24 protein-coding genes are annotated in these 24,328 nt (G+C 60.4%); 5 read left to right on the top strand and 19 right to left on the bottom strand.

Translation table 11 applies throughout. The features are described from left to right. Nucleotides 1-329: 329 nt before the first annotated feature. The 5 genes from PTZ19_RS15300 to PTZ19_RS15320 all read right to left on the bottom strand — a co-directional run bounded on the left by PTZ19_RS15300 (nucleotide 330) and on the right by PTZ19_RS15320 (nucleotide 5,503). The gene (locus tag PTZ19_RS15300) at nucleotides 330-1,592 is read right to left on the bottom strand and encodes an adenosylhomocysteinase (protein WP_276355938.1); all 1,263 of its coding nucleotides are present in this window, start codon (nucleotides 1,590-1,592) and stop codon (nucleotides 330-332) included. A gap of 37 nt (nucleotides 1,593-1,629) precedes the next feature. Further along, nucleotides 1,630-3,276, bottom strand: coding sequence for a bacillithiol biosynthesis cysteine-adding enzyme BshC (gene bshC, locus PTZ19_RS15305; protein ID WP_276355939.1), 1,647 nt, complete (start codon nucleotides 3,274-3,276; stop codon nucleotides 1,630-1,632). An 88-nt stretch (nucleotides 3,277-3,364) separates the two neighbouring features. Next, complete coding sequence (locus tag PTZ19_RS15310; protein ID WP_276355940.1) at nucleotides 3,365-3,754, bottom strand: DUF3397 domain-containing protein; 390 nt, start codon at nucleotides 3,752-3,754, stop codon at nucleotides 3,365-3,367. 21 nt (nucleotides 3,755-3,775) lie between these two features. Next, nucleotides 3,776-4,720, bottom strand: coding sequence for a ketopantoate reductase family protein (locus tag PTZ19_RS15315; protein WP_276355941.1), 945 nt, complete (start codon nucleotides 4,718-4,720; stop codon nucleotides 3,776-3,778). Nucleotides 4,721-4,855: 135 nt separating this feature from the next. Further along, complete coding sequence (locus PTZ19_RS15320; protein ID WP_276355942.1) at nucleotides 4,856-5,503, bottom strand: RsfA family transcriptional regulator; 648 nt, start codon at nucleotides 5,501-5,503, stop codon at nucleotides 4,856-4,858. Between the two features lie 306 nt (nucleotides 5,504-5,809). On the opposite strand from PTZ19_RS15320, the gene PTZ19_RS15325 reads away from it, so the two are divergent. Then, entirely contained in the window at nucleotides 5,810-6,046 is a 237-nt protein-coding gene (locus tag PTZ19_RS15325) for a DUF2626 family protein (RefSeq protein WP_276355943.1), read from the top strand. Between the two features lie 97 nt (nucleotides 6,047-6,143). Here PTZ19_RS15325 and PTZ19_RS15330 read toward each other — a convergent pair whose 3' ends face one another. Beyond that, nucleotides 6,144-7,319, bottom strand: a complete 1,176-nt coding sequence (locus PTZ19_RS15330; protein WP_276355944.1) for a class I SAM-dependent methyltransferase — start codon at nucleotides 7,317-7,319, stop codon at nucleotides 6,144-6,146. Nucleotides 7,320-7,451: 132 nt separating this feature from the next. Here PTZ19_RS15330 and PTZ19_RS15335 point away from each other — a divergent pair, with 132 nt between their 5' ends. Next, entirely contained in the window at nucleotides 7,452-8,540 is a 1,089-nt protein-coding gene (locus tag PTZ19_RS15335) for a hypothetical protein (RefSeq protein WP_276355945.1), read from the top strand. Here PTZ19_RS15335 and PTZ19_RS15340 read toward each other — a convergent pair. Further along, the gene (locus PTZ19_RS15340) at nucleotides 8,514-9,818 is read right to left on the bottom strand and encodes an extracellular solute-binding protein (RefSeq protein WP_276355946.1); all 1,305 of its coding nucleotides are present in this window, start codon (nucleotides 9,816-9,818) and stop codon (nucleotides 8,514-8,516) included. The two genes, PTZ19_RS15335 and PTZ19_RS15340, sit on opposite strands and share 27 nt — an antisense overlap. 121 nt (nucleotides 9,819-9,939) lie before the next feature. Here PTZ19_RS15340 and PTZ19_RS15345 point away from each other — a divergent pair, with 121 nt between their 5' ends. Beyond that, the gene (locus PTZ19_RS15345) at nucleotides 9,940-10,443 is read left to right on the top strand and encodes a hypothetical protein (protein ID WP_276355947.1); all 504 of its coding nucleotides are present in this window, start codon (nucleotides 9,940-9,942) and stop codon (nucleotides 10,441-10,443) included. On the opposite strand, the gene PTZ19_RS15350 is transcribed toward PTZ19_RS15345, so the two are convergent. After that, complete coding sequence (locus PTZ19_RS15350; protein WP_276355948.1) at nucleotides 10,438-11,769, bottom strand: PhoH family protein; 1,332 nt, start codon at nucleotides 11,767-11,769, stop codon at nucleotides 10,438-10,440. The genes PTZ19_RS15345 and PTZ19_RS15350 overlap by 6 nt on opposite strands. A 100-nt stretch (nucleotides 11,770-11,869) precedes the next feature. Between PTZ19_RS15350 and PTZ19_RS15355 the strand changes: the two genes are divergently transcribed. Next, nucleotides 11,870-12,418 (top strand): YhcN/YlaJ family sporulation lipoprotein, encoded by a 549-nt coding sequence (locus PTZ19_RS15355; RefSeq protein ID WP_276355949.1) that lies wholly within the window; start codon nucleotides 11,870-11,872, stop codon nucleotides 12,416-12,418. A gap of 22 nt (nucleotides 12,419-12,440) precedes the next feature. Here PTZ19_RS15355 and PTZ19_RS15360 read toward each other — a convergent pair whose 3' ends face one another. The 8 genes from PTZ19_RS15360 to PTZ19_RS15395 all read right to left on the bottom strand — a co-directional run bounded on the left by PTZ19_RS15360 (nucleotide 12,441) and on the right by PTZ19_RS15395 (nucleotide 19,967). Beyond that, entirely contained in the window at nucleotides 12,441-12,899 is a 459-nt protein-coding gene (locus tag PTZ19_RS15360; protein WP_276355950.1) for a pyridoxamine 5'-phosphate oxidase family protein, read from the bottom strand. Nucleotides 12,900-12,981: 82 nt separating this feature from the next. Next, nucleotides 12,982-14,097, bottom strand: a complete 1,116-nt coding sequence (locus tag PTZ19_RS15365) for an LCP family protein (protein WP_276355951.1) — start codon at nucleotides 14,095-14,097, stop codon at nucleotides 12,982-12,984. Continuing rightward, nucleotides 14,094-14,390, bottom strand: coding sequence for a hypothetical protein (locus PTZ19_RS15370; protein WP_276355952.1), 297 nt, complete (start codon nucleotides 14,388-14,390; stop codon nucleotides 14,094-14,096). Before PTZ19_RS15370 ends, PTZ19_RS15365 begins: the two co-directional genes overlap by 4 nt. 27 nt (nucleotides 14,391-14,417) lie before the next feature. Continuing rightward, nucleotides 14,418-14,732, bottom strand: a complete 315-nt coding sequence (locus tag PTZ19_RS15375; protein WP_276355953.1) for a YlaH-like family protein — start codon at nucleotides 14,730-14,732, stop codon at nucleotides 14,418-14,420. An 87-nt stretch (nucleotides 14,733-14,819) separates the two neighbouring features. Next, nucleotides 14,820-16,661 (bottom strand): translational GTPase TypA, encoded by a 1,842-nt coding sequence (gene typA / locus PTZ19_RS15380; protein ID WP_276355954.1) that lies wholly within the window; start codon nucleotides 16,659-16,661, stop codon nucleotides 14,820-14,822. 808 nt (nucleotides 16,662-17,469) lie between these two features. Then, nucleotides 17,470-18,255: a hypothetical protein gene (locus tag PTZ19_RS15385; RefSeq protein ID WP_276355955.1), complete on the bottom strand. Its 786-nt coding sequence runs from the start codon at nucleotides 18,253-18,255 to the stop codon at nucleotides 17,470-17,472. A gap of 393 nt (nucleotides 18,256-18,648) precedes the next feature. Beyond that, complete coding sequence (locus PTZ19_RS15390; protein WP_276355956.1) at nucleotides 18,649-19,131, bottom strand: hypothetical protein; 483 nt, start codon at nucleotides 19,129-19,131, stop codon at nucleotides 18,649-18,651. Between the two features lie 158 nt (nucleotides 19,132-19,289). Continuing rightward, nucleotides 19,290-19,967 (bottom strand): TerC family protein, encoded by a 678-nt coding sequence (locus PTZ19_RS15395; RefSeq protein ID WP_276355957.1) that lies wholly within the window; start codon nucleotides 19,965-19,967, stop codon nucleotides 19,290-19,292. 193 nt (nucleotides 19,968-20,160) lie between these two features. Here PTZ19_RS15395 and PTZ19_RS15400 point away from each other — a divergent pair, with 193 nt between their 5' ends. Next, complete coding sequence (locus PTZ19_RS15400; RefSeq protein ID WP_276355958.1) at nucleotides 20,161-20,913, top strand: TerC family protein; 753 nt, start codon at nucleotides 20,161-20,163, stop codon at nucleotides 20,911-20,913. A gap of 70 nt (nucleotides 20,914-20,983) precedes the next feature. On the opposite strand, the gene thiI is transcribed toward PTZ19_RS15400, so the two are convergent. The 3 genes from thiI to PTZ19_RS15415 form a co-directional block, all read right to left on the bottom strand. Further along, nucleotides 20,984-22,210 (bottom strand): tRNA uracil 4-sulfurtransferase ThiI, encoded by a 1,227-nt coding sequence (thiI, locus tag PTZ19_RS15405; protein WP_276355959.1) that lies wholly within the window; start codon nucleotides 22,208-22,210, stop codon nucleotides 20,984-20,986. Continuing rightward, nucleotides 22,207-23,370, bottom strand: coding sequence for a cysteine desulfurase family protein (locus tag PTZ19_RS15410; RefSeq protein ID WP_276356015.1), 1,164 nt, complete (start codon nucleotides 23,368-23,370; stop codon nucleotides 22,207-22,209). The genes thiI and PTZ19_RS15410 overlap by 4 nt, the downstream gene beginning before the upstream one ends. 87 nt (nucleotides 23,371-23,457) lie before the next feature. Next, on the bottom strand, nucleotides 23,458-24,261 hold the full coding sequence (locus tag PTZ19_RS15415) for a lytic transglycosylase domain-containing protein (protein WP_276355960.1): 804 nt from the start codon (nucleotides 24,259-24,261) through the stop codon (nucleotides 23,458-23,460). Between the last annotated feature and the right edge of the window lie 67 nt (nucleotides 24,262-24,328).

Here is a 24,328-nt window from a genome sequence, read left to right on the forward strand (position 1 = left end):
GGCGCAGGGAACGAATTGGTCTGTTCGCCTCCTCTCTGCACAAACCCACCTAGAGCGCGTTTTCGCACATATCCACTTCCGCTGCGCGAATAGCCCTCGCCAGAGGCTGTCCGATCGGATCCGCGGCGACTCCGCCATGTCAGACCATCCAGGGGTTTACCTATCGATCGTCGAAACGAGGGTCAGCGTCCGGTTGGTCCGTTCGAGGGGGCTGTAGTCGAGTTTGATAGGGATACGGCAATCTCCGTCCGAGGAAGTCAGAGAAAAAGCCCCCGCTCCGCCAGGTTGGCGGAAACGGGGGCTGTGCGAAACGGAAGGAACAATCAAACTCAATGGGCGGCCCAGCTGTCCAGATAGGCCTTCTGCTCGGCGGACAAGGTATCGATGCCGATGCCGAGCGCCTGCAGCTTCGTGCGGGCCACTTGTTCGTCCAGCGCGTACGGCACGTTCACGACGCGGTTCCCGATGCTCTGGTAGTTCTCGTTCACGTACCGGAGCGAGAGCGCCTGGAGGGCGAACGTCATGTCCATGATTTCCGCGGGGTGGCCGTCGCCCGCCGCAAGGTTGACCAAACGGCCTTCAGCCAGCACGTAGATCTTGCGGCCGTCCTTCAAGGTGTACTCTTCGATGTTGCGGCGCACGACGCGTTTGGAGACGGCCAGGGCGGACAGTTCCACCAAGTTCACTTCCACGTCGAAATGCCCCGCGTTGCTCAGGATCGCGCCGTCCTTCATGTTCGCGATGTGCTCCCCGCGGATGACGTCCTTGTTGCCGGTCACGGTGACGAAGAAATCGCCGACTTTGGCGGCCTCGGCCATCGGCAGCACCGTGAATCCGTCCATGTACGCTTCAACCGCTCGGATCGCGTCGATTTCGGTGACGACGACGTTGGCGCCGAGCCCTTTGGCCCGCATGGCCACGCCTTTGCCGCACCAGCCGTAGCCGTTGACCACGACGGTTTTGCCGGCCACGACGAGGTTCGTCGTCCGATTGATGCCGTCCCACACCGATTGGCCGGTGCCGTAGCGGTTGTCGAACAAGTATTTGCAATACGCGTCGTTCACGGCGACCATCGGGAACTTCAGCGAACCGTCCTTCTCCATCGCTTTCAGGCGGAGAATGCCCGTCGTCGTCTCCTCCGCGCCCCCGCGGACGCCGGCCAGCAGATCCTGGCGCTCGGCGTGCAGGATGGTCACGAGGTCGCCGCCGTCGTCGATGATCAAATCCGGCTTCGTTTCGAGCGTCTTCACGAGCAAATCCTTATATTCCTGCGGATCCGGATTGTATTTGGCGAATACGGCGATGCCGTCCTCCACGAGCGCGGCGCAGACGTCGTCTTGGGTGGACAGCGGATTGCTGCCCGTGATGGCGACCTCCGCCCCGCCGGCTTGCACGACCTTCGCGAGGTATGCCGTTTTGGCCTCCAAGTGAAGGGAAATCGCGACGCGTAGCCCTTTAAAGGGCTGGTCCTTCTCGAACTGCTCGCGGATTTTGTTCAGCACCGGCATATGCGCCGAAGCCCAGTCGATTTTCAGCTTGCCTTCGGGCGCCAGCGACGGATCCCGGATAATGCTCGTAAGCGTCGTTTTCAAATGAGAATCCTCCCATGAATAAGTAATCGGAACGAACTTAACTCTGGACCGCGAATCCTTCTACCAGGCGATGGCTTCCGGCGACTTCTCCCTGCACCTCCCGCCACAGCGCGAGCCACTCCGGACCGTACCGGTTCCAAAAATGGATCGTTCCGTACACGCGTTCCTGCGGTTTGCCGCCGGGAGACAGGGAAGAACGGATCCGGTCCCATTGCCTGAGCGACGCCTCGTGCCGGCTGGAGAGCGCGTCTCTGGAGCGGTTCTCGAGGTACGATATCTGCTCCAGGATCCGGTCCCGATTGCTTTCGGAAAGCTTCGCCAACCCCGGCTGCAGGGACGACACCGTCTCGATGACCGGCGCATACAGGCTGAGAAACTGTTCCTTCGCCTTGCGGAAAGTCGCCTCCAAATCCCACTGGTCCTGCGCCGCCAGCCATGCCGCCCGCCTCTCCTCCCATTCCGCCATCGCCTGCTCCGGCGTCAGGGCGTACTTGCCCAGCAGCTTGAGGATGGAAGGCTCCAAGTACGTATAGGACGACCGAGGCACGAGCACGGGGATCCGGAAACCGAACGTTTCGAAGGCCGGACCCAAAATGCCCCAATACGCGAGCTCCGACGGACCGAGCACGGCGGCCAGCACCGGCAGCAGGAAGTCCTGCATCAGCGGCCGGGTCAACGCGTTCGTGCTGAGCCGGTCCGGCTGTTCCTCCGTCATGCGCAGCAGTTCTTGCCGGGAAAGGGATACCGAGCCTTTGCGGTCGAAGAACCGGTCTTCCTCCCGTGACAGCAGCAGCCTTCCCGATGCATCGTGCAGAAACAAATTCGCGCTTCCCGGCGCGGTCTCCGCCTGAAGCGGAAGTCCGAGCGATTCGACCGCTTTCTCGCCCGCGGCCAAAGCCCGTTCGAGTTCGGCGTTGCGCTCGATCAATTGGCGGAACATCGGCCCTTCAAGCCGACGGAGCTCCGGGTCGTCCGCGTCCATCAACACGAGGCCGTCGGGGCCGAACCAGTCGGCCAGCAAACGCGCGAAAGCCAAGCTGAGCGAAGGAGAATCCGCCAGATGGCTTCTCAGGCGCCCCAGCAGATCGGCTTTGAACTCCGTATCCGGCAGCGTGTCTGCCAGCTCCGCGAGCGCCTTATCCCAATCCGCGGACGTCAGCCGGGTCCGGCTCACCGCGAGCCGCGGGCCAGCCGGCCGCTCGATGCGGACGCGCCTCGGGGCTCCGTCCGTCGTCTGTACGTAGACATGATTGGCTTCATCGAAATCGTGGTCTTCTCCGGCGATCCAGAAGACGGGCACGACCGGTCTGCCCAAACGTTGTTCCGCCATCCTCGCCGTCTGGATGACGGTCAAGGCTTTATAGTAGATCAGCAGCGCGCCTCCGAACAACCCGGCTTGTTGGCCGCCGACGACGACCAGGCCGTCCGGACGCTCCAGCCGCTCCAAAGAGCGCTGGACTTCGGGGTGCATGCCGGCTTCCCCATGATATCTCCGCAGTGCCTTCACGACCTCGCTCCGGCCGGCGCGGGCGGCTTCCCCGCGATCCAGCCACTCCGCCCTGCGTTTCCAATCGCCGTCCCGCAGAGGGTGAGCGCCGAACAAGGAAATGACGGGTTCTTCTTGCCGCCGATAACGGTCCGACAGGGTACGGAGAATCGGCTCTTGCAGCGTCGTAACTTTCAACGGGCCGTTTCCCCCGATCGTATCAACAGTGATAAGATGCCATTTACGATTTTACACCTCGGGGGGTACGCCGTCAAAGCGGCAACCGTCAGTTCGAAGAGGGCAAAATCAACTGAATCGCCATCAACAAGACGTACAGGACGGCCATCGCGAAAAAGGAAAGGCGCCAGATCGCCTTGACGATGCGCGAAGGATCGATTTTGCCGCGAACCCGGTTCTGGGCGTTGCCGATTAAGCCCGCCCCGATCAGCATCAGCAGCAGGATCAGGTAAAATCCGAAACCGGAGCCGGACAGTTTGCTGAGCAGCGCCGCGACGATCCCGACGAGGAAGGCGGTGGTGACGTCCATGGCCAGCCGGATCGCCTTCTTGCGTTCCAGTCCCCGAAGCTTCCCGATCAGGTATACCGCCAGGAAAGGGATAAACGGCAGACCCGCAAGCACCATATACGTTTCCTTCAACACTTTCCACACCGACATGCCACGCCGCTCCTTCGCAACTCAAATGGCTTTCACCAGCGCCGCCACCGCCGCGTTCCAGGGCGCTTTCATCCCGACGGACGCCGCGAGTTCGCACAAGGCGCCGTTCAGGGCGCCGATTTCCGTGTCCCGCCCGGCCAGCACGTCCTGCAGCATGGACGACCGGTTGGCCGCCGTCGCCCGGCATACCTCCAGGACGGACGCCCATAATTCCCGCTCGCCGCCGTCCTTCAGGCCGTGCTTTCGCAAAATCCCGAGCGTTTCCCGGAACAGCGCCTCCATCACCGCCATCCGATCGGGCGTGGCCGGCAATTCGCCGTTCGGAACCCTCCATAGCGCCGTCAGCGGATTGATGACCGCGTTGATCAACAATTTCCGCAGCATTCTCTCCCGGATGGAATTCGACACGAAAGCGGAAAATCCTGCCTTTTCCAGCAAATCCGCCGCTCGGCGCGGCTCCGCGGCCGACCGCGCAACCGCCTCTTCATCCGATCCGTCCCCCCACTCCCCGATCCACGTGGTTCCGCTGCCGGTATGGCGAACGGAAGCGACCCCCGTCCGCAGCGCGCCTTCCGTCGTGACGGCGACGAGGATGCGCCTGCCCGGCAGCGCCTCCGCGAAACGTTCCGCGTGTCCGATGCCGTTCTGGAACAGCACGATCGCCGATCCGGCGCCCGTTTTCAGGTCCAACTCCCGAAGCGTCCGATCCGACGCGGCGGTCTGTTTGATCGCGACCAGTACAAGATCCGTTTCCGCCGGGGCGGCTTCTTCGAACGCAGCCGCCTCCAAACGGACGACCCGCTTGACGCGCTCGGCCCCTTCTTCCAACTCGATTCCGCGTTCGCCGACGACGAGCGCCTGCTCCCTCGTCCTCGTCCACATCCGAACCGGGATTCCCGCGGCCGCCAGCTTCCCCGCCAGCAGCATGCCGAGCGCGCCGCCTCCCATCACAACCGTCCGGTCCATCCTACCCGCTTCCTTTTCCTCGGATTTCCGCCTTTTGCCGATTGCGGACTTCGCCCTTCTTTAACGAAGATAACAAAAAGCCTGCCCGGGTTCCATGCCCAAGCAGGCTAACTTGCCGTACGAGTCATCGCGGTCCTATTCGATGCGCTCGAGGTTTCCGTTCGCGTCCATTTTGAACCGCGTCCGTTCCTCTTCCTGATCTTCCGCCAAGAACGCAAGGCGCCGCGCGCGGTCCATGATCCGGATCAGCGCTTTATAGTCGTCGTTGACGACCTGGTAGTCGTTTTGGACTTCCCCGACTTCTCTGGACAGGCGGTCGTTCTCCTCTTTCAACTCTTTCAGGAGCTCGTCTTTCTCTTTCAACTCTTTCTCGAGCTGCCGGATTTGCCGGCTCATCTCCTGAACGGTCCCTTTCCACTGGCGCAAATAACGGATAATCGCTTCCAAGGAAAGCGATTCGGCGGACAACGCCTCTCCGCGGGCCGTATCGCCCTCCTCCTGTCCGAGGCTTTCGCCCGCGCTTCCCAAAGTCGCGATCCCTTGTTTCTTCAAATAGCTGCGTTTCTGCCTCTGCTGCTTCGCCATGGCGATGGCTTCGTCATATCGTTTCCGGACGCAGCTGTTCCAACGGAATCCGCACGCGGCGGACGTCCGTCCGATGCGCTGCCCGACTTCCTCGAATGCGGCCAGCTGCGTGCTGCCGTCCCGGATATGCCGCAGCGTAACCTCCGCCAAAATCAAATCGTCATCCGGACTCCATGCATCTTGCCTGACAGCCGTCATGGGTTCGAATCCTCCTCGCTTCGCTTGATTGTCGTCTGCTTCTTCATTCATTTCTATGCCCGTGGTAGAATTCATAGAATCTATCGGATACTCCTAGGTATATCCAAATTTCGTTCTGCTATACCTCAGAGAGGCGGATTGGGCGGAAACGGGATCCCTGCATAAGCCGGCAAGGGAAGGGAAAAAATGAAATGCGGGACGAAAAAGTTCGACGCTTCGTCACTTCTTGCGGTTTACACCCGCAAGCCGCTGACGGTATAATATGGTTTAGTAAATCGGGTGTATGGCAAGAGAGGGGGATACTTCGTGGCACGCATGTTCCGGGTTCTGGGCTTCTTCACGCTCGCAATCGCCCTCATGGCCTTCGCGGGCGACATGTACGAAATGGCGCTGCTGTTCTTCATCCAGACGGCCGTGTTCTTCCTGGTCGGATATTTGAACTTCTCCGAGCGCGCCTACCTGCTCATGTTTTGGGGCTACATGGTCGTGGCGTTCGTCGGATTCACGTATTGGTCCGTATTCGAAATGGGCATTCCGCTCTAACATTCCGCCTCGGGCCTACATAAAACGAAAACCCTCCGTCCGCTTTCGGACCGGAGGGTTTTCGTTTTTTCGCGGGCGAAGCCGGCTCAAGATCCGGCTATACGCGCTCCCATACCTGCACCTTGAACAGCTCGCTCATCCCGTCCGAAAGCAAGAGCTGGCGGATCGAGCGGTTGCGGCGTACGAGCGGGTCGAACGGATCCGAAATGGCATGCGCGGACAGCTTCGACAAAACGCCCGTTTCGACGAGGAACCGTTTTTGGCTGCCGTACCATATTTCCCGCCAGCCCGCCGCCTCCGCCCGGCAGCGGACGAGGTCGAAATCCACGTGGGCGGTCAAATCCGACCCGCCGGGATTCCGGAACGGATCGGCATGGGCCAGGTGGTTCTCGTAGCAAAGCAGCGTGCCGTCCATCCGGTGGGGACCGGCGAGTTCCCGGGTCGCGTCCCCGTAATCGATCAAGATCAGCAAGGCCGGCCCCATCAGTCGATACAGCCAAGCGGTCCATTCCGCGCCTTCGGCGCCGAACTCCGTCACCTGACCTTCCCGAAGCCGTACGTTTTGGCGGTTCAGCCACGTTTCGGGCTCCGAATCGATCAATTCCATCCGGCAGGCGGCCGGCCGGCCGCGCCGCTCGTCCCAATAGACGCCTTCTTCCCGGAGCCGGCCGCCTTCCCGCGCGACCCGGCGGACGGGAAACGCGTCGAGCAGCTCGTTGGCCACGACGATCGTCCGGCGGTCTTTCCATACTTCCCGGCCGGCATCCTCCGGAGAGATGACCCTGGCGCGAGAGGCGAGAATTTCGGCTTGCAGCGCCGCTTCCGCTTCCCCCCGATGCGCGGGATTGCCTTCAACGATCGTCAGGAAGAAGCGCTCGCCCCCGTCCTTCCGGCGCCAGGCATCCAGCAGCTGACGGCCGAGACGGCCGGTTCCGCCGCCCCAATCGACCGCTTCGACGGCTGCCCCGTCCGGAAAATTTCGCCCGGCCAGCTCGATCATGTATTCCGCGAGCTGCTCCCCCATGATGTCGCCGACGAATGCGCTCGTATAAAAATCGCCCTCCCGGCCGACCCGGGTCGGTCCGGTTCGGTAGTATCCGTATGCAGGGTGGTACAAACACATCTCCATATAGTCGCGAAACGGGATGCATGTGACATTCGCCCCGTCAGGCGTGCGGCCGGCCCATGCGCTGCGGGCGATCGCGCTCCGAATCTCTTCCGCCAACGATGGCTGAATCCCCGCCGTTTCGTTTTTCCGCGACCCGTCTACCATGTTTCCTTCCTCCTGTCCTGCCGTCATATTATAATAGACGGGTACATATGTTGGACTACCCGCGCCGGCATGCGGCGTCCTAGAACGGAGACTTCGAGCTCGCTCGGAGATCCCGATGTAAGGAGGTTCCCGATGCGCCGATTCGCCTGGGCCGGACTCCTGTCGCTGATGCTGCTCGTTCTCGGCTTGACCCGCGCGAACGCTCCTCTCCCCGCGTTTGCCGTCGAACCGTTGCCGGAAGACACGAAAAAACTGCTCGAAAAAAGCCTGTCCGTCGTCGAGATCGACCGCGAAGTCGCGCGCATCTCGGAGTTGCGCCAAGAGGCCGAGCGGAAAATCGCGGCCAGCCGGCAGCAGATCGCCGCGCTGGAAACGATAGCGGCCGCGCAGCGGGAAAAAACGGACCGCGTGCTCCGTGCCTATTATATGGGGCGGAAAGATTTCATCCTGGCCGCCCTGCTGAACGCCCGTTCGCTCCCGGATTTGCTCCGCACGTGGGAATCGATGGACCTGCTCATCCAATCCGACCGGGCCGAAATGGACCGATACGCCGCGCAAACCGCCCAACTGAAGGAAGGCTATGCGGCGCTGCGGCAAGATCTCGCCGATCTCACGGCGGTCGAGAGCGAATTGCAAGCCCAGCGGAACCGGCTGATCGACCTGCAGGACGAAATCGGCCGTGCCCTGGCGTCCAGCGGCGATGAAGCGCATTTGCGGCAGATGATGGATGAACTGCAATCTTATTGGAAGAACGTCGGCTTATTCGAGGTCAAACGCCAGTTCCGCCTGCTGGCGGACGCCATGCAAGATTTGCCCGACTGGATTCGCGAGCATCCCGAAATCATGGAAACGAAAGGCCTGCAGACCAAGCTGACGATTACCGACGCCCAGCTGAACGATTTTCTCCGCAGCCGAAGCGGCGAGTTCAATCAATTCGAAATCCGCTTCGAACGGGACCGCATGAAGCTGTCGGGGGACAACGGCAGCATGCAGGTGGAGATCGCCGGCCATTATTCGATCGAAGAGGAGCCCGAAAACGCGATTCTGTTCCATGTCGATTCCTTGAAATTCAACGGGCTCGAGCTGCCGGACACGACCCGGGCGGACCTCGAGCGGCAGTTCGACCTGGGCTTCTATCCGCAGAAGCTCGTCAAATTCGTCAAAGCCAAAAGCGTGAAGCTGGAGCCGGGAACGCTAACCGTGGAACTGAAGGTCGGCTGACAACCCGGACCAGCGGCGGACCCACTCGTCCGTTCCGATGGCGCCGTCCGCGAATTCCTGCCATAACCCCCGCAGCCGGTCCAAGCGCTCCGGAAGCCCGGGATCGAATTCCGCGGGCGGCTGGAACGGAAAGGACGCGGAGCCGCCGCCGGGAAACAGGGACGATAGGCCGCCGCTCTGATAGAACGACCGGGATACCGGCAGCTTGCCGAACGTTTCCCAATTGGCTTCCTGCGGCTCCTCGCCGGCCATCGCCGCGATCCATTTCCGCGCCGCGTCGACCTCCTTCGTGCGGGAAGAAATCGCGAAACTCGTTCCGCGGGACCAGACGTACGGGAGTTTCCACGCGGAGCGGTCAATCGTAAGGGCCGTGCCGGCATGGGAGGCGAGCTTCCTGGCTTCCGAATATGGCAGCACCACGCCCGCCGCCTCTCCGGTCAGCAGCCGGTCTTCGATTCCGCCGGATTCCTGCGGAAACGCCGCGCCGGCTCTCTCGCGTTCCAGCAAAGCGAGCGCCTCGCCGAAAGCCGTTCCGGACCAAGGGTTGGCTCCTTTCCCGTTCCACAGCGTATCCGTCCGCTGCCCGGCCGCCGCCTCCACCCAGAACAGCAGCGCAAGGGGATCCCGGCCGTCGATCGCCAGCCAATGCGCCGGTTGAGGCGACGTCCGGCTTTTGACCGCCAAATCCGTCCATTCGGCCAGCGTTTGGGGCGGAGACGCGTTTTCCCCTAACAGCGCTTTCAGAACGTCCGGATTCCAGACCAGCACGTAAGGATCGAAATCCCGGGGAGCCCCCCACAAATAGCCGTTCCATTTTAAAGGCGCCGAGACCGCTTCCAAGGGCTCGGCTAAAACATCGCCCGTAAATACGCCGTCCGCGGGGGCCAAATAGCCCGAGACGGCGAACGATTTGACCCGGGCGCTGTCCATCAGCAGGATATCCGCCGGTTCGCCGAGCTTGGCGGCGCGGCTGAACTCGCCGGCGGCGGACGCGGGATCCGTCCGTACGAGATCCGCGCGGATATCCGGCAGTTCGAGCGCCAGCGATTCGGCCATCCGTTGCAGCTCCTCGAATTCAGGCTCGTCCAAGGCGGCCGCGACCGTCAGCCGGACGGGCTCTTTCTCCACGGCTGCCGGCGGACGGGAAGGCTCCGGTTCGGTTCGCACCGGCCGGGCGATGGACTCGACGGAAGGGGCCGGCGCCGTCGCCCATGGGGAAAGAATGAGGATCAACAGGAACATCGGCAGGAAAATCAAGGCGATTTTGCGGCGATTCACGATCGCTCCCCCAAGCTTCGTTTCTCCCTTTTTCTTCTTTCATGATACCCGAACCGCCTCGCGATGTCTTGTTTTTTGCGGTTATAATAATGGAAAAAACGAGAGCGGAGGCGATGAGCGAATGTGGCGGAAATACGGGCTGGAGATGCGGCTGCCGCAGGGGAAGCTGCCGGGCTTCTATGCCCAAATCGTGAAAGGGATCGCCGAACGCGCCGAGCTGTTCGACCGGCACAAGGAACTGTTGGTTCTGAACTCCGGGGAGGACGCGGATGCCGTCGAGGAATTTTTGCGGCGCTACGGCGTGGAAGCGGAAGCTTGCGCCCTGCTGGCCGCTCCGGCAGCATCCGTGAGCGGATCCGGCCGGCTGGAGGATTTCGCCGTGGCGGCCCGGGAGGGCCACGTGCTTTTCGACCTCGCTTACGTTGCGGCCTTTCGGCTCACGGAAGAAAGGCCGGAAGCGGAATCCGCTCCGGCCTTGATGCAACTCGCGGAACACGTGATCGCGGAAATCCGTAAAGACGGCGAGGTCTGGCACGTGATCGAACGACAGCTGCGCGAGTTGGCCGAACGGGTCGCCCGCGCTTACGGCTGCGAAGCCCGGTGGTTCGAAACCGATCCGCTATAGCCGTTCCGCCGCCAGCTGCGCCAGCCGCGAACGTTCGCCCTTCTCCAAGGTGACGTGGCCGCTGACCCCTTCCTCTTTGAAACGTTCCACCAAATAGGTGAGGCCGTTGCTCTGCGCGTCGAGGTACGGGTGGTCGATTTGCTCCGGATCGCCGAGCAGCACGATTTTGCTGTTTTCCCCCACCCGGGACACGATCGTTTTCACTTCATGCTTGCTCAGGTTCTGGGCTTCGTCGATGATGATGAATTGCCCCGGGATCGAACGGCCGCGGATGTACGTCAGCGCTTCGACCTGAATGCTGCCGAGCCCCATCAGGATTTTGTCCAAATCCCCGGACTTCTTGGTGTCGAACAGGAACTCGAGGTTGTCGTAAATGGGCTGCATCCAGGGGCGCAGCTTCTCGTCCTTCTCCCCCGGCAAATAGCCGATATCCTTCCCCATGGGCACGACCGGTCTGGCGATCAGCAGCTTCTTGTACTTGTGCTCGTCTTCGACCTTCATGAGGCCAGCCGCCAGCGTGATGAGCGTTTTGCCGGTGCCGGCCCGCCCCGACAGCGTCACCAGCGGGATATCGTCGTTCAGCAGCAGTTCCAGCGCCATGCGCTGCTGCGCGTTGCGGGCGGTGATGCCCCATACGGGCTCGTTGCTGAGATGAAGCGGCTCCAAGCGGCTTCCGTCGGGCGTGACCTTGAGCAGCGCCGATTTGGAGGTGCCGAGCTCATCCTTCAGGATGACGAATTCGTTCGGCCGCAGCGAAAGCTTCGTCCCGACGTGCTTCACCGTCAAGTACCGCTGGTTGTAAAATTCGTCGATGACGGAAGGATGGACGTGCAGCGTGACATGCCCGGTATAGTGGTCGGTGTCGGACGTCACGCGGTCGGTCAAATAATCCTGCGCCGTGATGCCCAGCACGTCGGCTTTGACCCGCACCAGCACGTCTTTGCTGACGAGGATGACCGGCTTTGCCTGCTCCTTCTCCTGCTCCTCCATGTGGTAATTCAGGGCGACGGCCAGGATGCGGTTGTCGTTCGTCATTTCCCCGAACATTTCCTGAACGCGGACGAACCGCCGATGGTTCATCTCCACCTTGAGCACGCCGCCGCCCGGCAGCGAAACCCCGTTGTGCAATTCCCCCGTCTCCCGGATTCGGTCCAGCTCGCGCGACACGAAGCGGGCGTTGCGCCCGATTTCGTCCGCCAGCCTTTTTTTGGAGTCGATCTCCTCGAGCACCACCGACGGGATGACCACTTCGTTCTCCTCGAAGGAAAACATCGCAAGGGGATCATGGAGCAGCACGTTCGTATCGAGCACGTAAATTTTTTTCAACGGGGTTCCCTCCCAGGTCTGATGTAAGGATCATAAGGACGCGATTTCAGGAAATACTAGTCGCGCAGGCTTCCTTCAACATTGAGGGGTGGATCCGAAAATGAATGCGGTTTGTAAATGGATTTTGCTGTTGTCCGTCGCGGCGTTAGGAACCGCGGGCTGCGCTCGCAATCAAGCGGCGCCGGCGCCGGCTCCCCCGAACAACGTCGGTACGCAAAGCCTTGGGCAATTGGCCCCGATCGGCAGCGCCGATCCCGGTGCGGTCGCCGCCCATCTGGAGCAGCTGGCGCGCGGCATCCACGGCGTGAACGGCGCCAACTGCGTCGTTTTCGGCAAATACGCCATCGTCGGCCTGGACGTGGATCCGAAAATGGAACGGTCGCGCGTCGGAACGGTCAAATACGCCGTCGCCGAAGCGTTTCGCAAAGACCCTTACGGCATCAACGCCTTGGTCACCGCGGATATCGATCTGGCCCAGCGCATCCGGGAAATCCGGGCGGATACGCTGCGGGGACGTCCGGCTGCCGGTTTTGCGGAAGAGTTGGCCGATATCGTGGGACGGCTCGTTCCGCAAATTCCGAGGAATGTCATCCCTCCCGCTTCGCCGGAGAATACCGGCGGTCCGAATGCCCGCGTTACCGGAAGATGACAGAAAGCCCAGTGAAACAAGCTCACTGGGCTTTCTTCATGGCGTCGAACACTTGTCCGTCCAAGCGATCGGCGGCTCTTTTGTCGTACGTCTTCTCATACTCCGGCAGCACCGATAGGCGGGCGCCGTAGAACATGGCGTCGCGAACCGCGGAAATTTCGAGGTCCACGCAAGCGAGCGGGAAAGGCACGCCTTCCAGCTTATCGGCGACGATGGACGCCCGGCCGTAAACGGCATGGACGCTTCCCCCGCCGAACAGCGTCACGCTGATGTCCGGATGGGCTTTCAAGTTCCCGATGAGCCGGGAACGGCCATCGAGCGCGAAGCGCAGCCGGCCGGCGTCCACCGCGTAAATCCAGGAAATCGCGTTGGCAGTGGGGCTGCCGCTTTCGGCGTCGACCGTGTGCAGGAGCACGAAGTTCTCATGTTGCAGCTGGGCGAACAGCCCTTCGGGCAAAGCCGTTAGCGTCGTCTCGGCCATCCGCAGCCCTCCTTATGGCTTAAGTTGGCACCATTATACCATACGTCCCGCCGGCCGCAAAAGCGGCGGCTGGTACCCGGGGTTACCGATTCTCCGGCGTTTCGGAGGATTCGGCGGTACCCGACGCGGCAGGAGGCGCGATCGGCCGGCCATCCGGCTGCATTTCCTCTTGCAGGGCCCGTTTGGCCTCGTCCAGTTTGTCTTGGTCGAGGTACACGTAGGGGCTTTTCCACTCGCCGGTCAAAGCGATGAACCGAACGTTCTGCCGGGAAATGCCGAAGTAGGTGCGGATCATGTTGTTGATTTGGTTTTCCGGAATATCGGTCTTCATGTTGTTGCCGACCGCGTCCATGACGTTGCCGATTTTCGTTACGCTGCCGAAGGACTTGAGCTTGTCGACGATCGCGCCCAGCACCTGGTCTTGGCGGGCATTGCGCTCGAAGTCGCTGGAGGCCTTCGTTTCCCCGTTTTTGGACTTCCGGTACCGCACGAACCCGAGCGCGTCTTCGCCGTGCAGCTTCTGGACGCCTTTTTTCAAGTCGATGTCGGTTCCGTCCGCTTTATCCCAATACCGCATGTCCTGGTCGACGTCCACGGTCACGCCGCCGAGCGCGTCCACCACGTCGATGAAGCCTTGGAAATCGATGACGGCCGTATAATCGAGAGGTACGTCGAAAAACTTCGACATCATCGTTTTCATTTCGTCGCTCGCGTACTTGCGGGCTTCGTCCCCCTCCAGATGCTCCGTGTTCCGGGCGATCGACAGGAAACGGGCATAGAAGGCGTTGGCTTTCTGGGTTTTGTAGTTCTCCAGGTTCAGATCGGAGTCGCGCGGAATGGACACGACCGTTATGGTCTTGGACTTCGGATTGAACACCGCCGCCATCATGACGTCCGTGTTCATGCTGCCGGTTTCTTTGCGGTTGTCGAGTCCGAGCACGAGCAGTCCGATCGGCTTCGCTTCCGCGAGCTGCTCGTGAGGGACACTGGAACCGCCGGGTGCGGCGATGTTATCGATGTTCGCTTTGGCTTTCACGTATAAATAACCCGCGTAGGATGCCAGAGAGATGATGACCAGTGCCAGAAAAGCGAAAATATACCGTCCGACCCGCCGCGGCTTCCGAGGAGGCTTCGCTTTCGGCGGCGGGGCGGGTTTATTTTTAGCCGCCCTCGGAGGAAGCGGCGTACCTTGGCTCATGATTCCTGCTCCTTTAAGGCTTTTTCCTCCCGGCTGAGCACCGGGGTGCGGAACAGCTGTTCCGCCGCTTCGCGGTCGAACCAGACGGTTCTCCCGGTTCCATCGGCTTTCCGATAGGCGACATGGATTTTGGCGTCTTCCGCCTTGACGACTTCGAACGACGTCAGTTCGTGGTCTTCCGACAAAATTTGCGCGAAAAACGCGGCAGTGTCCCGCGCGGCTTCATCGTCGGGGCGGGAGTCGCTCACCAGTTTCATTTGCAGCCAATAAAACAAAGCATCCATCAGGCTCATCGTGCGGTTTTCCCCTCTCCCAGGGATTTAGGGGCGTCCGGAGGCGTCCGTCCCGCTGGCGTTCCCGGCGTCGGAGCGGCGGTTCCGCCGTTTGTCGTACAATTGGCGCAATCGCAGCAGGAGCATCATGATCACCGCGATGCCCATGCACTGGATGATCGGCAGCTTGTCGACCTGCAGAACCAGCAGAACGCAGCAGCCGATCGCCATCAGAAGGTAGACGAGTACCTCTTTCAGGATCGGCAGCCGTCCCGGCCGGAAAACCGCGTTGAAAATATAGATCGTGAACGCCAGGATCAGGATGTAGCTGACCAGCATATGGTCGGCAAACCATTGTTGCATCGAGAGCACCCTCCCTTAAGGACTGCGATTAGCGGCCGAGCTCGTTGTTGCCGGTCAGGGACGTCACGGGCCGCGGACAGGAGTCGATTAAACGCCGGCTTCCACCATGCGGCGCTGCTTCTCGTACTTGTCGCGCTCGCCTTTGTTCAGCACCTTTTTGCGCAGGCGGATGCTCTTCGGCGTGATTTCGCAGTATTCGTCGTCGTTCAAATATTCCAGCGCTTCCTCCAGGGACATGAGGCGCGGCGTTTTCAGCCGGACCGTGTCTTCCTTGGTGGCGGAGCGCACGTTCGTCAGCGCTTTTTCCTTGCAGATGTTGACGATGATGTCGTTGTCGCGCGTATGCTCGCCCACGATCATGCCTTCGTACACCTCGGTGCCCGGCTCGAGGAACAGGATCCCGCGATCCTCGACGGACATCATGCCGTAGAAGGTCGACGTGCCGGACTCGCTCGAGATGAGCACGCCTTGGTGGCGTCCGCCGACTTGACCGCCGACGACGGGGCCGTAGCTGTCGAACGCGTGGTTCATGACGCCGTACCCTCTCGTCAGCGTAAGGAAATTCGTCCGGTAGCCGATAAGGCCGCGCGCCGGGATCAGGAACTCCAGCCGGACTTGCCCGTTGCCGTTGTTGAACATGTTGACCATCTCGGCTTTGCGCGTGCCGAGGCTTTCCATGACGGCCCCCATGCTGTCCTCCGGCACGTCGATCAACAAGCGTTCGATCGGCTCGCATTTGACGCCGTCCACTTCCTTGATGATGACTTCCGGCTTGGACACTTGGAGCTCATAGCCTTCGCGGCGCATGTTCTCGATCAGGATGCCGAGGTGAAGCTCGCCGCGGCCGCTGACGACGAACGCGTCGGGGCTGTCGGTTTCGTCCACGCGCAGGCTGACGTCGGTCTCGAGCTCCTTGAACAACCGCTCGCGCAGCTTGCGGGACGTGACCCATTTGCCTTCGCGTCCGGCGAACGGGCTGTTGTTGACGAGGAACGTCATCTGCAGCGTCGGTTCGTCGATTTTGAGCACCGGCAGCTGTTCCGGGTTCGCCGGGTCGGCTACGGTCTCCCCGATGTTGATGTCTTTAAGGCCTGCCAGCGCGACGATATCGCCGGCGGCGGCTTCTTCGGTCTCCAGCCGCTTCAACCCTTGGAAACCGAACAGCTTCTCGATCCGGGACTGGCGAACCTTGCCTTCGTGGTCCATGACGGCCACGGTCTGGCCTTGGCGGATGCGGCCGCGGTTCACGCGTCCGATCGCGATCCGGCCCAAATATTCGTTATAGTCGAGCAACGTGACGAGGAATTGCAGCGGCTCGTCGGGATTTTCCTTCGGCGACGGGATGTGTTCGATGATCGTCTCGTAGAGCGGCTCCATCGTGGTGCCGAGCACGTCCGGGTCGGTGCTGGCGATGCCGTTCAAGCCGGAGGCGTAGACGACCGGGAAATCGAGCTGCTCGTCGTTGGCTTCCAGTTCGATGAACAGCTCCAGCACTTCGTCGATCACTTCCGCGGGACGGGCGGCCGGACGGTCGATCTTGTTGACCACGACGACCGGCGTGAGGCCGTGCTGCAGCGCTTTGCGCAAAACGAACTTCGTCTGCGGCATGCAGCCTTCGAACGCGTCGACGACAAGCAGCACGCCGTCGACCATTTTCATGATGCGTTCGACTTCTCCGCCGAAATCGGCGTGTCCCGGGGTATCGACGATGTTGATCAAATAATCCTTGTAGTGGACGGCCGTGTTCTTCGCCAAAATCGTGATGCCGCGCTCCCGCTCCAGGTCGTTGGAGTCCATGGCCCTCTCCTGGACTTGCTCGTTCTCGCGGAACGCGCCGGATTGGCGCAGCAGTTGGTCTACCAGCGTCGTCTTCCCGTGGTCGACGTGGGCGATGATGGCGATATTGCGGATTTTCTCTCTTGGCAGCATGGTTTTTCGAATTCCTCTCCTTGTGGTTTCTGGTCTCTATTTCGGTTATATCGTGAATCCCATACGGGTTATGGCCAATGTCGGATCGCACGCGAGCGGCGCCGTTTGAACAGGAAAACGTCGACCGGGGCCGACGTTTGGAGGCGTTTCGCGAATTCGACCACCTGAGCGCGACCGTTGTCGCATCATGGTCGACATCCCTTCTATTATACGCTAGTGCGCAGCAAAAGCAAACCATTTATGCTTATGCGAGCCCTTATCCGTTAAATGGCGCCCGGCTCATACATCGGTCTCACTGACTTAATGCCCTCAAAACTGGCGCCTGCACGGCCATTACGTCGGTCTCGCCGACTTAATGCCCTCGAACCAGGCACTTATCCTACTGTTAAGCTTGCCCCGCAGGCTTAATGCTCTCGAACCTGACGTTTGTCCACCGTTAAGCTTGCCGCAAAGGCTTAATGCCCTCGAATCAGACGTTTGTCCTACCGTTAAGGTTGCCCCACAGGCTTAATGCCCTTGAAACAGACGTTTATCCCACCGTTAAGCTTGCCCCGCAGGCTTAATGCTCTCGAACCTGACGTTTATCTCACCGTTAAGCTTGCCCCGCAGGCTTAATGCCCTTGAATCAGACGTTTATCCCACCGTTAAGCTTGCCCCGCAGGCTTAATGCCCTCGAATCAGACGTTTATCCCACCGTTAAGCTTGCCACGCGGGCTTAATGCTCTCTAATCAGACATTTGCCCCGCCGTTAAGCTTGCCACACAGGCTTAATGCTCTCGAACCTGACGTTTGCCCCACCCTGCGCTGCTCATAACGGAAGACGGAATGCCTTTTCAGCCAAAAGATACTGGCGAAAACGATGTACGCCTTCTCCGCCAGGGAGCAATAATTCCTTATCTAGTAAAGATCTGAGTACCTTTGTTCCAAACGTCCTGCCGCAGCCTAAACAAAATTGCACATCCGCAGGTTTCAACGGCCTGAGGAGACGTTTCCCATATCGAAGGACTTCCCTTTCATACACATTCAGCTCGGAATACAATTGGTTCCAGCCATATCCGGCATAACGGCCGATCAGCTCGGCGAACGAGCTTTGGCACTCATCCGGTTTTCCCTCCAATTCATCTCGGCTGAAGGGAGTATACATATATCCGTACGAAGCAATCGTGCGCACCTTCCGCTTCTCGAACGCAAATCGCTCTCTCGAAATGTTCTGGGCATGGACGGCAAACCCCTCGGATTCCAAGGCCAGCCCGGCACGCGTCTCAAGCCCGTCGATATAAACTTTGATCCCCGACCTGCTGACCAATTCGAACTCCAGGATGATGCTTTCCAGGGACTTCAAAACCGGCCAAACGGTGACTTGCAGCATCTGTTTGGTCGAGGACAAGTCACGGCATAGCATTTCCAGTCTTTGTCCGGTTGCCGCCTGCTTTTGAGCTTCAAGCAAACGATTGAATTCGCGTTCAAACGCGTCACTGCTTCGTTGCAACTTTATCTCCTTCATCTCCTTCATCTCCTTCATCTCCTTTATCTCCTTCATCTCCTTCATCTCCTTCATCTCCTTCACTTCCTTCATCTCCTTCATCTCCTTCATCTCCTTTATCTCCTTTATCTCCTTCATCTCCTTCATCTCGCATGCCCCATGTCCCATGTTCCTTATAAGCGCCATCCCTCTCTCCATTCCCGCTACCTCAATGTTCGAATGTTCCCCCCCTACCTCTGGACCTTTTCCCGATCCCAACACTCCTTTCTTCGCGCACACGCCAACGATAAATCCCCAAAAGTGACGCTGGGCGCTGCTGCTAAATCCGAATAATCGGAAGTCCCCGGAAAGAAAGTAATCCCATGCACTTTAAGGCTGTTGTCCGTACATGTCGAGAAAGCCGGGGGAGCAAAAAACGCCGCCCGCTTCCCGAAGGAAACGGACGGCGTGTGCTTCACGGCCGATCCACTACAGTATGGGATTAGAGATTCCGAACGGGTGATTTCACCAAATCCGCGGACGGCGCAGCACGAGCCAGGCCCCGAAAGCGATCAGCACGGCGGCCAGCAGGTACACGCCCCAGGTCCAAAGCAGCGTCATCCCGAACAGAATGATCGAAATCGCGGCCAGCCCGACCGATGCGGTCCAGACCATCTGCGAGCGGGAATAGCCGAATATGTAATACTCGTACAGTCCGACGGCCACCGCGAACAGAAAAAACGGCCACAAATATTTCATCAGGTTCCAACCGAACCAGTTGCCGATCAGCAGGATGACGGAGACGACCGTCAAAATACCCGCCGGAACGAGCGCGACCGAAGGGACCATCCGCCCGAAGTACAACACATGCAGCAACACGCCCGGAATCAGGATGAACAAGGGCCAAAATACGTTGCCGATAAATGCGAAAACGCCCAATTTGCCAAGCAGAATGACCAATCCCGCGGCCAACACCAAAACGCCGACGGCGGCGGATTGCTTGTTCACGACGGTTCCCCCACTTCCATGGACAGACTCTCTGACGGCATGAACCTGTGTCGGTTTATGACATCTTTTTTCTTTAGTGTAATGGAAGTTCGGGGAAAAAACCAGAGAGAGCCTCGAATCCTTCCAACCCAATCCCGGATTCCGCGATTTTGCCCGGGTTACGCGCGTGGGCGGATATGTTTCCTCGTCCATAATGCCGCCGCAAGGAGCAGGGCCGCGGCCGCATAGGGCAGCGCTTTTTCCACGTCTTCCGCGAGAACCGGCAGCATATTGCGCAATCCTTTGTCATGGAGCATCATCTCGCCTGCGGTATAGGCCAGCAGAGCCCCGCCCGCGTAAGAAAGACCGGGCAGACGGTCCAGCATCCGCATGATGAAGGAGCTCCCCCAAATGATGATGGGAATGCTCATGACGATCCCGACGACCAGCATGCCGACGTCCCCGTCGGCGACGGCCGCCACCGCCAGCACGTTATCCAGGCTCATGACGAAATCGGCCGCCACGATCGTCCAGACCGCCCCCGCCAAGCTGACCGCGGAACGCGTCCGAGTTTCGTCCTCGTCGTGCTTGTCGAGAATCAGCTTATAGGCAATCCCGAACAGCATCAGCGCTCCCGCCGTTTGAAGAAACGGGATGCCGAGCAGCGCCACCGCGCCGACCGTCAGCACGCACCTCAGAATCACGGCTGCAGCCGCCCCCCACCATATCGCCGCCTGACGCTGCCGATACGGCAGCTTGCGCGCGGCCATGGCGATGACGACGGCGTTATCTCCGCTGAGCAGAAGGTTGATCAAGGCGATTTCCAGAAAAACGAACAGCCGATCCAAAAGCTCCACGCGGACACCCCCTCCCATGAGATGTATGTACAAGCCGCATGGGATATGCGGAACCCTCGGCAAGAAAATTGAATCCTTCCGGCGTTCCGGACGTATAACTTTCCGTACAGGCAAGAGGGAGTTTGACTGCCGTCAAACTCCCGAAACGGGAGAGTTTGGCTCCGCCGAACTCCCTATTACAGGGGGAACGATAGTGGAATGGGTAACTGATTTCGTTGCCGAGCTGGGGACGCTTCATTTCTGGTCTTCCCTGCTTACGATCGTGTTCATCGACTTGCTGCTGGCAGGCGACAACGCCATCGTGATCGGCCTCGCGGCAAGGAACTTACCGAAAGAATCGCAAAAAAAGGCGATCATGCTGGGCACCGTCGGGGCGGTCGGCATCCGGGTGATCGCTACGGTGGTCGTCGTCTGGCTGCTCAAAATCCCGTTCCTGCTCGCCATCGGCGGCGTCGTGCTGCTATGGATCGCGTACAAGCTGCTCGTCCAAGAGGATAAGCACGAGGACGTCAAACCCGCCGCCACGCTGATGGCCTCCATCCGGACCATCGTCATCGCGGACGCGGCCATGGGCCTCGACAACGTCATCGCGGTAGCCGGAGCCGCCCACGGCAGCATCGAACTCGTCGTGCTGGGATTGCTGGTCAGCATTCCCATCGTCGTATGGGGCAGCACATTGTTCATTAAGATCATCGACCGTTACGCCTGGATCATCTATATCGGATCCGGCGTGCTGGCATACACCGCCGCCAAAATGATCACGCACGAAAAACGGTTCGAGGAATGGTTCGGCGGCAATCCCGCGCTGACTTGGACCTTCTACGCCGCGATGGTGGTGATCGTGCTCGCGGCTGGCTATTGGACGAACGCGGTCAAATCGCGCCGCTCCCAAGCAGCCCGGCAAGCGGCACGCGACCGCGAGCAAAGCGGGGAGCAGGCGCTCTAATACGCGGGACGCGACCGCGAAAAAAGCGGGAAGCAGGCGCTCTAGTACGCCTGCTTCCCGCTTTCTATTTCTAAAACCAGCTGTCTTCCTTCGCCTTCTCCGCAGGCGCATCCGAACGGCTCGTTTCCGTCAGCGTCAGCATTTCGGTCCCTTGGACCGCTTCCTCGACGAGCCGGTCAAGCTCTTGCCCGAACTGCGCCTCCACCCGCTCGATGATCCGGAGATTCGGGTTCGTCGCCGGCGACTTCGGCACGAACAGCGTGCAGCAATCCTCGTAAGGCAGAATCGAAGTTCCGTACGTGCCGATCCTCTCGGCGATCCGGATGATCTCCAGCTTATCCATCATGACCAGCGGGCGCAGCAGCGGCAAATCGGTCGTCCGCCCGATCACGTTCATGCTGCCGAGCGTTTGGCTGGCGACCTGCCCCAGACTGTCCCCGGTCACGATCGCGAGCGCTCCCCGGCGCTCCGCCAGCTTCTCCGCGATGCGCAGCATGCTCCTGCGCATCAGCGTAATGATCAAGTGCTCCTGTCCGCTCTGCGCCAATTTGGTCTGCAGCTCCGTAAACGGCACCAGATGAAGGCGGATCGTCCCTCCGTAATACGCCAGCCGCTGGGCCAGCGTAACGACCTTCTCCTTAGCCTGTTCGCTGGTGAACGGATAGCTGTGGAAATGGACGGCCTCGATTTCGAGTCCTTTGCGCATCGACATCCACCCGGCCACCGGGCTGTCGATGCCTCCGGAGAGCAGCAGCATCGCCTTGCCGTTCATCCCCAGCGGAAATCCGCCGGCGCCCTCCTCCGCCGAGGCGTACACGTACGTGCCTTCGGGCTGGATTTCGACTTTCAGCTCGACGTCCGGATGGTGCACGTCGACTTTCAATTCGGGCGTGTTACGCAGTACGTGCGCACCGACCAGATGGTTCATTTCCTGCGAATCGTGGGGGTACGCTTTCCACGCCCGCCGAACCGTCATTTTGAACGTACGGGGCGTCGGATCCATGTTCCGGATTGCCTGCAGCGCGGTTTCCCGGATCTCCTGCAGCTCGTGGCCGCACCGGATGACCCGGCTGAACGAAGCGATGCCGAACACGTCCTTGAGCCGAAACGCGATTTCCTCATACGGCTCGCCGTTTAATTCCACGTACAGACGTCCGAACGTTTTGCGGTAGGCGAGGGCCGGATACGCCGCCAAAGCCTGCTTGACCTGACGAACCATCAAGTCTTCGAATCGTCCGCGGTTGCGGCCCTTGATCGTCAATTCCCCGAAACGGACCAAAATCCAATCGTCTCTCATCCCCGGCTCCTTTCGAGCGGCTTCAGCTCGCCGACCGCCGATCGAATCCGCTCGGCCAAGGCATCGATGTCCCGCTCTCCGTGCTCGTCCCCGAAGCTGATCCGGATGCTCCCCGAAGCCCGTTCCGCTCCGAGTCCCATCGCGGAAAGCACCCGGCTCGGCTGCAGGCTCTTGGAGGAGCACGCCGATTGGGTCGAGACGAACACGCCGTGTTTCTCCAGCATGTGCACGAGAACTTCGGGCCGCATGCCCGGGTAGGACACGTTGACGACATGGGGCGCCGTCCGCTCTTCCTCGTCGGGTCCGAATCCGTTCAGTACCAGCTCCGGCACCCGCGCCAATTCGGCCAGCAGCTTACGGCGAAGGCCGAACATCCGCGTCCGGCGTTCCGCCAAACTTTCCGTCGCCAGGCGAAACGCTTGAGCCATGCCGACGATGCCGGGCACGTTGTACGTACCGCCGCGCCTTCCTTGCTCTTGGGAGCCTCCGGCCAGCAGCGGCGCCAAATCAAGCCCTTCCCGGACGAGCAGGAAGCCGACGCCTTTGGGGCCGCGGAACTTGTGGGCGGACCCGCTGTACAGATCGACGCCCCATTCGCGGAAGCCGAGCGGCAATTTGCCGATGGCTTGGACTCCGTCCACGTGAAAGCGCACGTGCGGGTAACGGGACAACGCCGCGCCGATTTCCCGGATCGGCTGCACGGTTCCGGTCTCGTTGTTCACGTGCATGACGCTGACCAGCGCCGTATCGTCCCGCACCGCGGACGCGACGTCTTGGACGCTCACCCTCCCCCGTTCGTCGACGGGAATCCAGGTGACGTCCACGCCGGACTCCTCCAGCTGCTTGGCGGCGCGGTACACGGAGGCGTGTTCCACCGTGCTTACGATCATGTGGCGGGCCGTTCGGCCGAGCCGGGACCAAATTCCTTTCAGCGCCAGATTGTTGCTCTCGGTTCCCCCGGACGTGAACAGCACTTCGCCGGGTTTGGCGCCGAAGCCATCCGCGATCGTCGATCGCGCGCGCTCCACCAGTTTCATCGCCTCGGTCCCCGCGCGATGCAGCGAGGACGCGTTCGCGTAGTGCAGCTTCATGACCTCGTAAACCGTATCCGCCACCTTCGGGTGCACCGGGGTGGACGCGCAATGGTCGAAATACAGCATTTCCATGATGAATCCTCCAGCCTTATTCAAACAAAACGGGGCGCACGAAAGTGCGCCCACCGGATGATGCCGATCGTTCGGCTTCCGTCAGATTTGCATGCCGTACTGCCTTGCGGCAGTCAGGACTTTGCGGATATAATTCTGCGTTTCCTCCGGCAATTCCCCGAACCGCTCGCCGATCAGCCGATCGTTGACCAAGCCGAGCCTGTCTACCCGTCCGGGACCGGCATTGTAAGCGGCAAGCGCCGTTGAGACGTTGCCGTCGTATTTCCGAAGCAGATAGGAAAGGAACCGCGTTCCTCCGTCGATGTTCTGCGCGGGGTCCCAAACGTCTTGAACGCCCAAGCCCCGGGCCGTGTCGTCCATCAGCTGCATCAAACCCTTGGCGCCGGCATGGGATAACGCCCCGGCTTGAAAGCCGGATTCGGTGCGGATAACGCCTTTGACAAGCGCCGGGTCCAACCCGTACTTGGCCGCGGCGGCTTGGATCAACCCTTCGTAAGCCGCGGAGCTTCCGCCATAGTCGGAATCCGATCCCCCCGTACCGGTCATCATTCCCGAAAACAGCGATCCCAGCGATCCCAACGATCCATACGACCCAAATGTTCCATACAATCCCAAAGATCCCAAAGATCCCAGGGAATTCAGCGACAATCCATAACCGCCGCTCACCGAATTCATATATGACAATGGAGATGAAGATAAATCCGTCGAAGAAGTTCCCATCAAACCGCCGAGCAGCGTTTCGAAAATACCGCCGTTCGCCGTGCCGGCCGAAGGATCGAGCGGGTTCGCGTTATTGATCCATTGCGCCATGAGCAGCTGCTTCAAGACACGCGGGTCAGTCGCCGTCGTCACGTTCAAGTTCCAGTTCTCCCCGTTCTCGGACAAGGTTCTGATTTCCTTATTGTACCTCATGTCCGGCGGTTCGAACAGTCCCCTGCCGCAAAAGCGCTCG

This window comes from Cohnella caldifontis (assembly GCF_029360585.1).
In the GTDB taxonomy this organism is placed as follows: Bacteria; Bacillota; Bacilli; order Paenibacillales; family Paenibacillaceae; genus Cohnella; species Cohnella caldifontis.

Excerpts from the sequence above, each read along its gene's own strand:
- PTZ19_RS15360 (WP_276355950.1), bottom strand. The coding sequence starts at position 12,899 with ATGGCCGAGACGACGCTAACGGCTTTGCCCGAAGGGCTGTTCGCCCAG.
- PTZ19_RS15370 (WP_276355952.1), bottom strand. The coding sequence starts at position 14,390 with ATGAGCCTGATGGATGCTTTGTTTTATTGGCTGCAAATGAAACTGGTG.
- PTZ19_RS15310 (WP_276355940.1), bottom strand. The coding sequence starts at position 3,754 with ATGTCGGTGTGGAAAGTGTTGAAGGAAACGTATATGGTGCTTGCGGGT.
- PTZ19_RS15375 (WP_276355953.1), bottom strand. The coding sequence starts at position 14,732 with ATGCAACAATGGTTTGCCGACCATATGCTGGTCAGCTACATCCTGATC.
- PTZ19_RS15345 (WP_276355947.1), top strand. The coding sequence starts at position 9,940 with ATGTGGCGGAAATACGGGCTGGAGATGCGGCTGCCGCAGGGGAAGCTG.
- PTZ19_RS15335 (WP_276355945.1), top strand. The coding sequence starts at position 7,452 with ATGCGCCGATTCGCCTGGGCCGGACTCCTGTCGCTGATGCTGCTCGTT.
- PTZ19_RS15315 (WP_276355941.1), bottom strand. The coding sequence starts at position 4,720 with ATGGACCGGACGGTTGTGATGGGAGGCGGCGCGCTCGGCATGCTGCTG.
- PTZ19_RS15410 (WP_276356015.1), bottom strand. The coding sequence starts at position 23,370 with ATGCTGTATTTCGACCATTGCGCGTCCACCCCGGTGCACCCGAAGGTG.
- PTZ19_RS15385 (WP_276355955.1), bottom strand. The coding sequence starts at position 18,255 with ATGAAGGAGATGAAGGAGATGAAGGAAGTGAAGGAGATGAAGGAGATG.
- typA (WP_276355954.1), bottom strand. The coding sequence starts at position 16,661 with ATGCTGCCAAGAGAGAAAATCCGCAATATCGCCATCATCGCCCACGTC.
- PTZ19_RS15355 (WP_276355949.1), top strand. The coding sequence starts at position 11,870 with ATGAATGCGGTTTGTAAATGGATTTTGCTGTTGTCCGTCGCGGCGTTA.
- PTZ19_RS15330 (WP_276355944.1), bottom strand. The coding sequence starts at position 7,319 with ATGGTAGACGGGTCGCGGAAAAACGAAACGGCGGGGATTCAGCCATCG.
- PTZ19_RS15365 (WP_276355951.1), bottom strand. The coding sequence starts at position 14,097 with ATGAGCCAAGGTACGCCGCTTCCTCCGAGGGCGGCTAAAAATAAACCC.
- PTZ19_RS15320 (WP_276355942.1), bottom strand. The coding sequence starts at position 5,503 with ATGACGGCTGTCAGGCAAGATGCATGGAGTCCGGATGACGATTTGATT.
- thiI (WP_276355959.1), bottom strand. The coding sequence starts at position 22,210 with ATGAGAGACGATTGGATTTTGGTCCGTTTCGGGGAATTGACGATCAAG.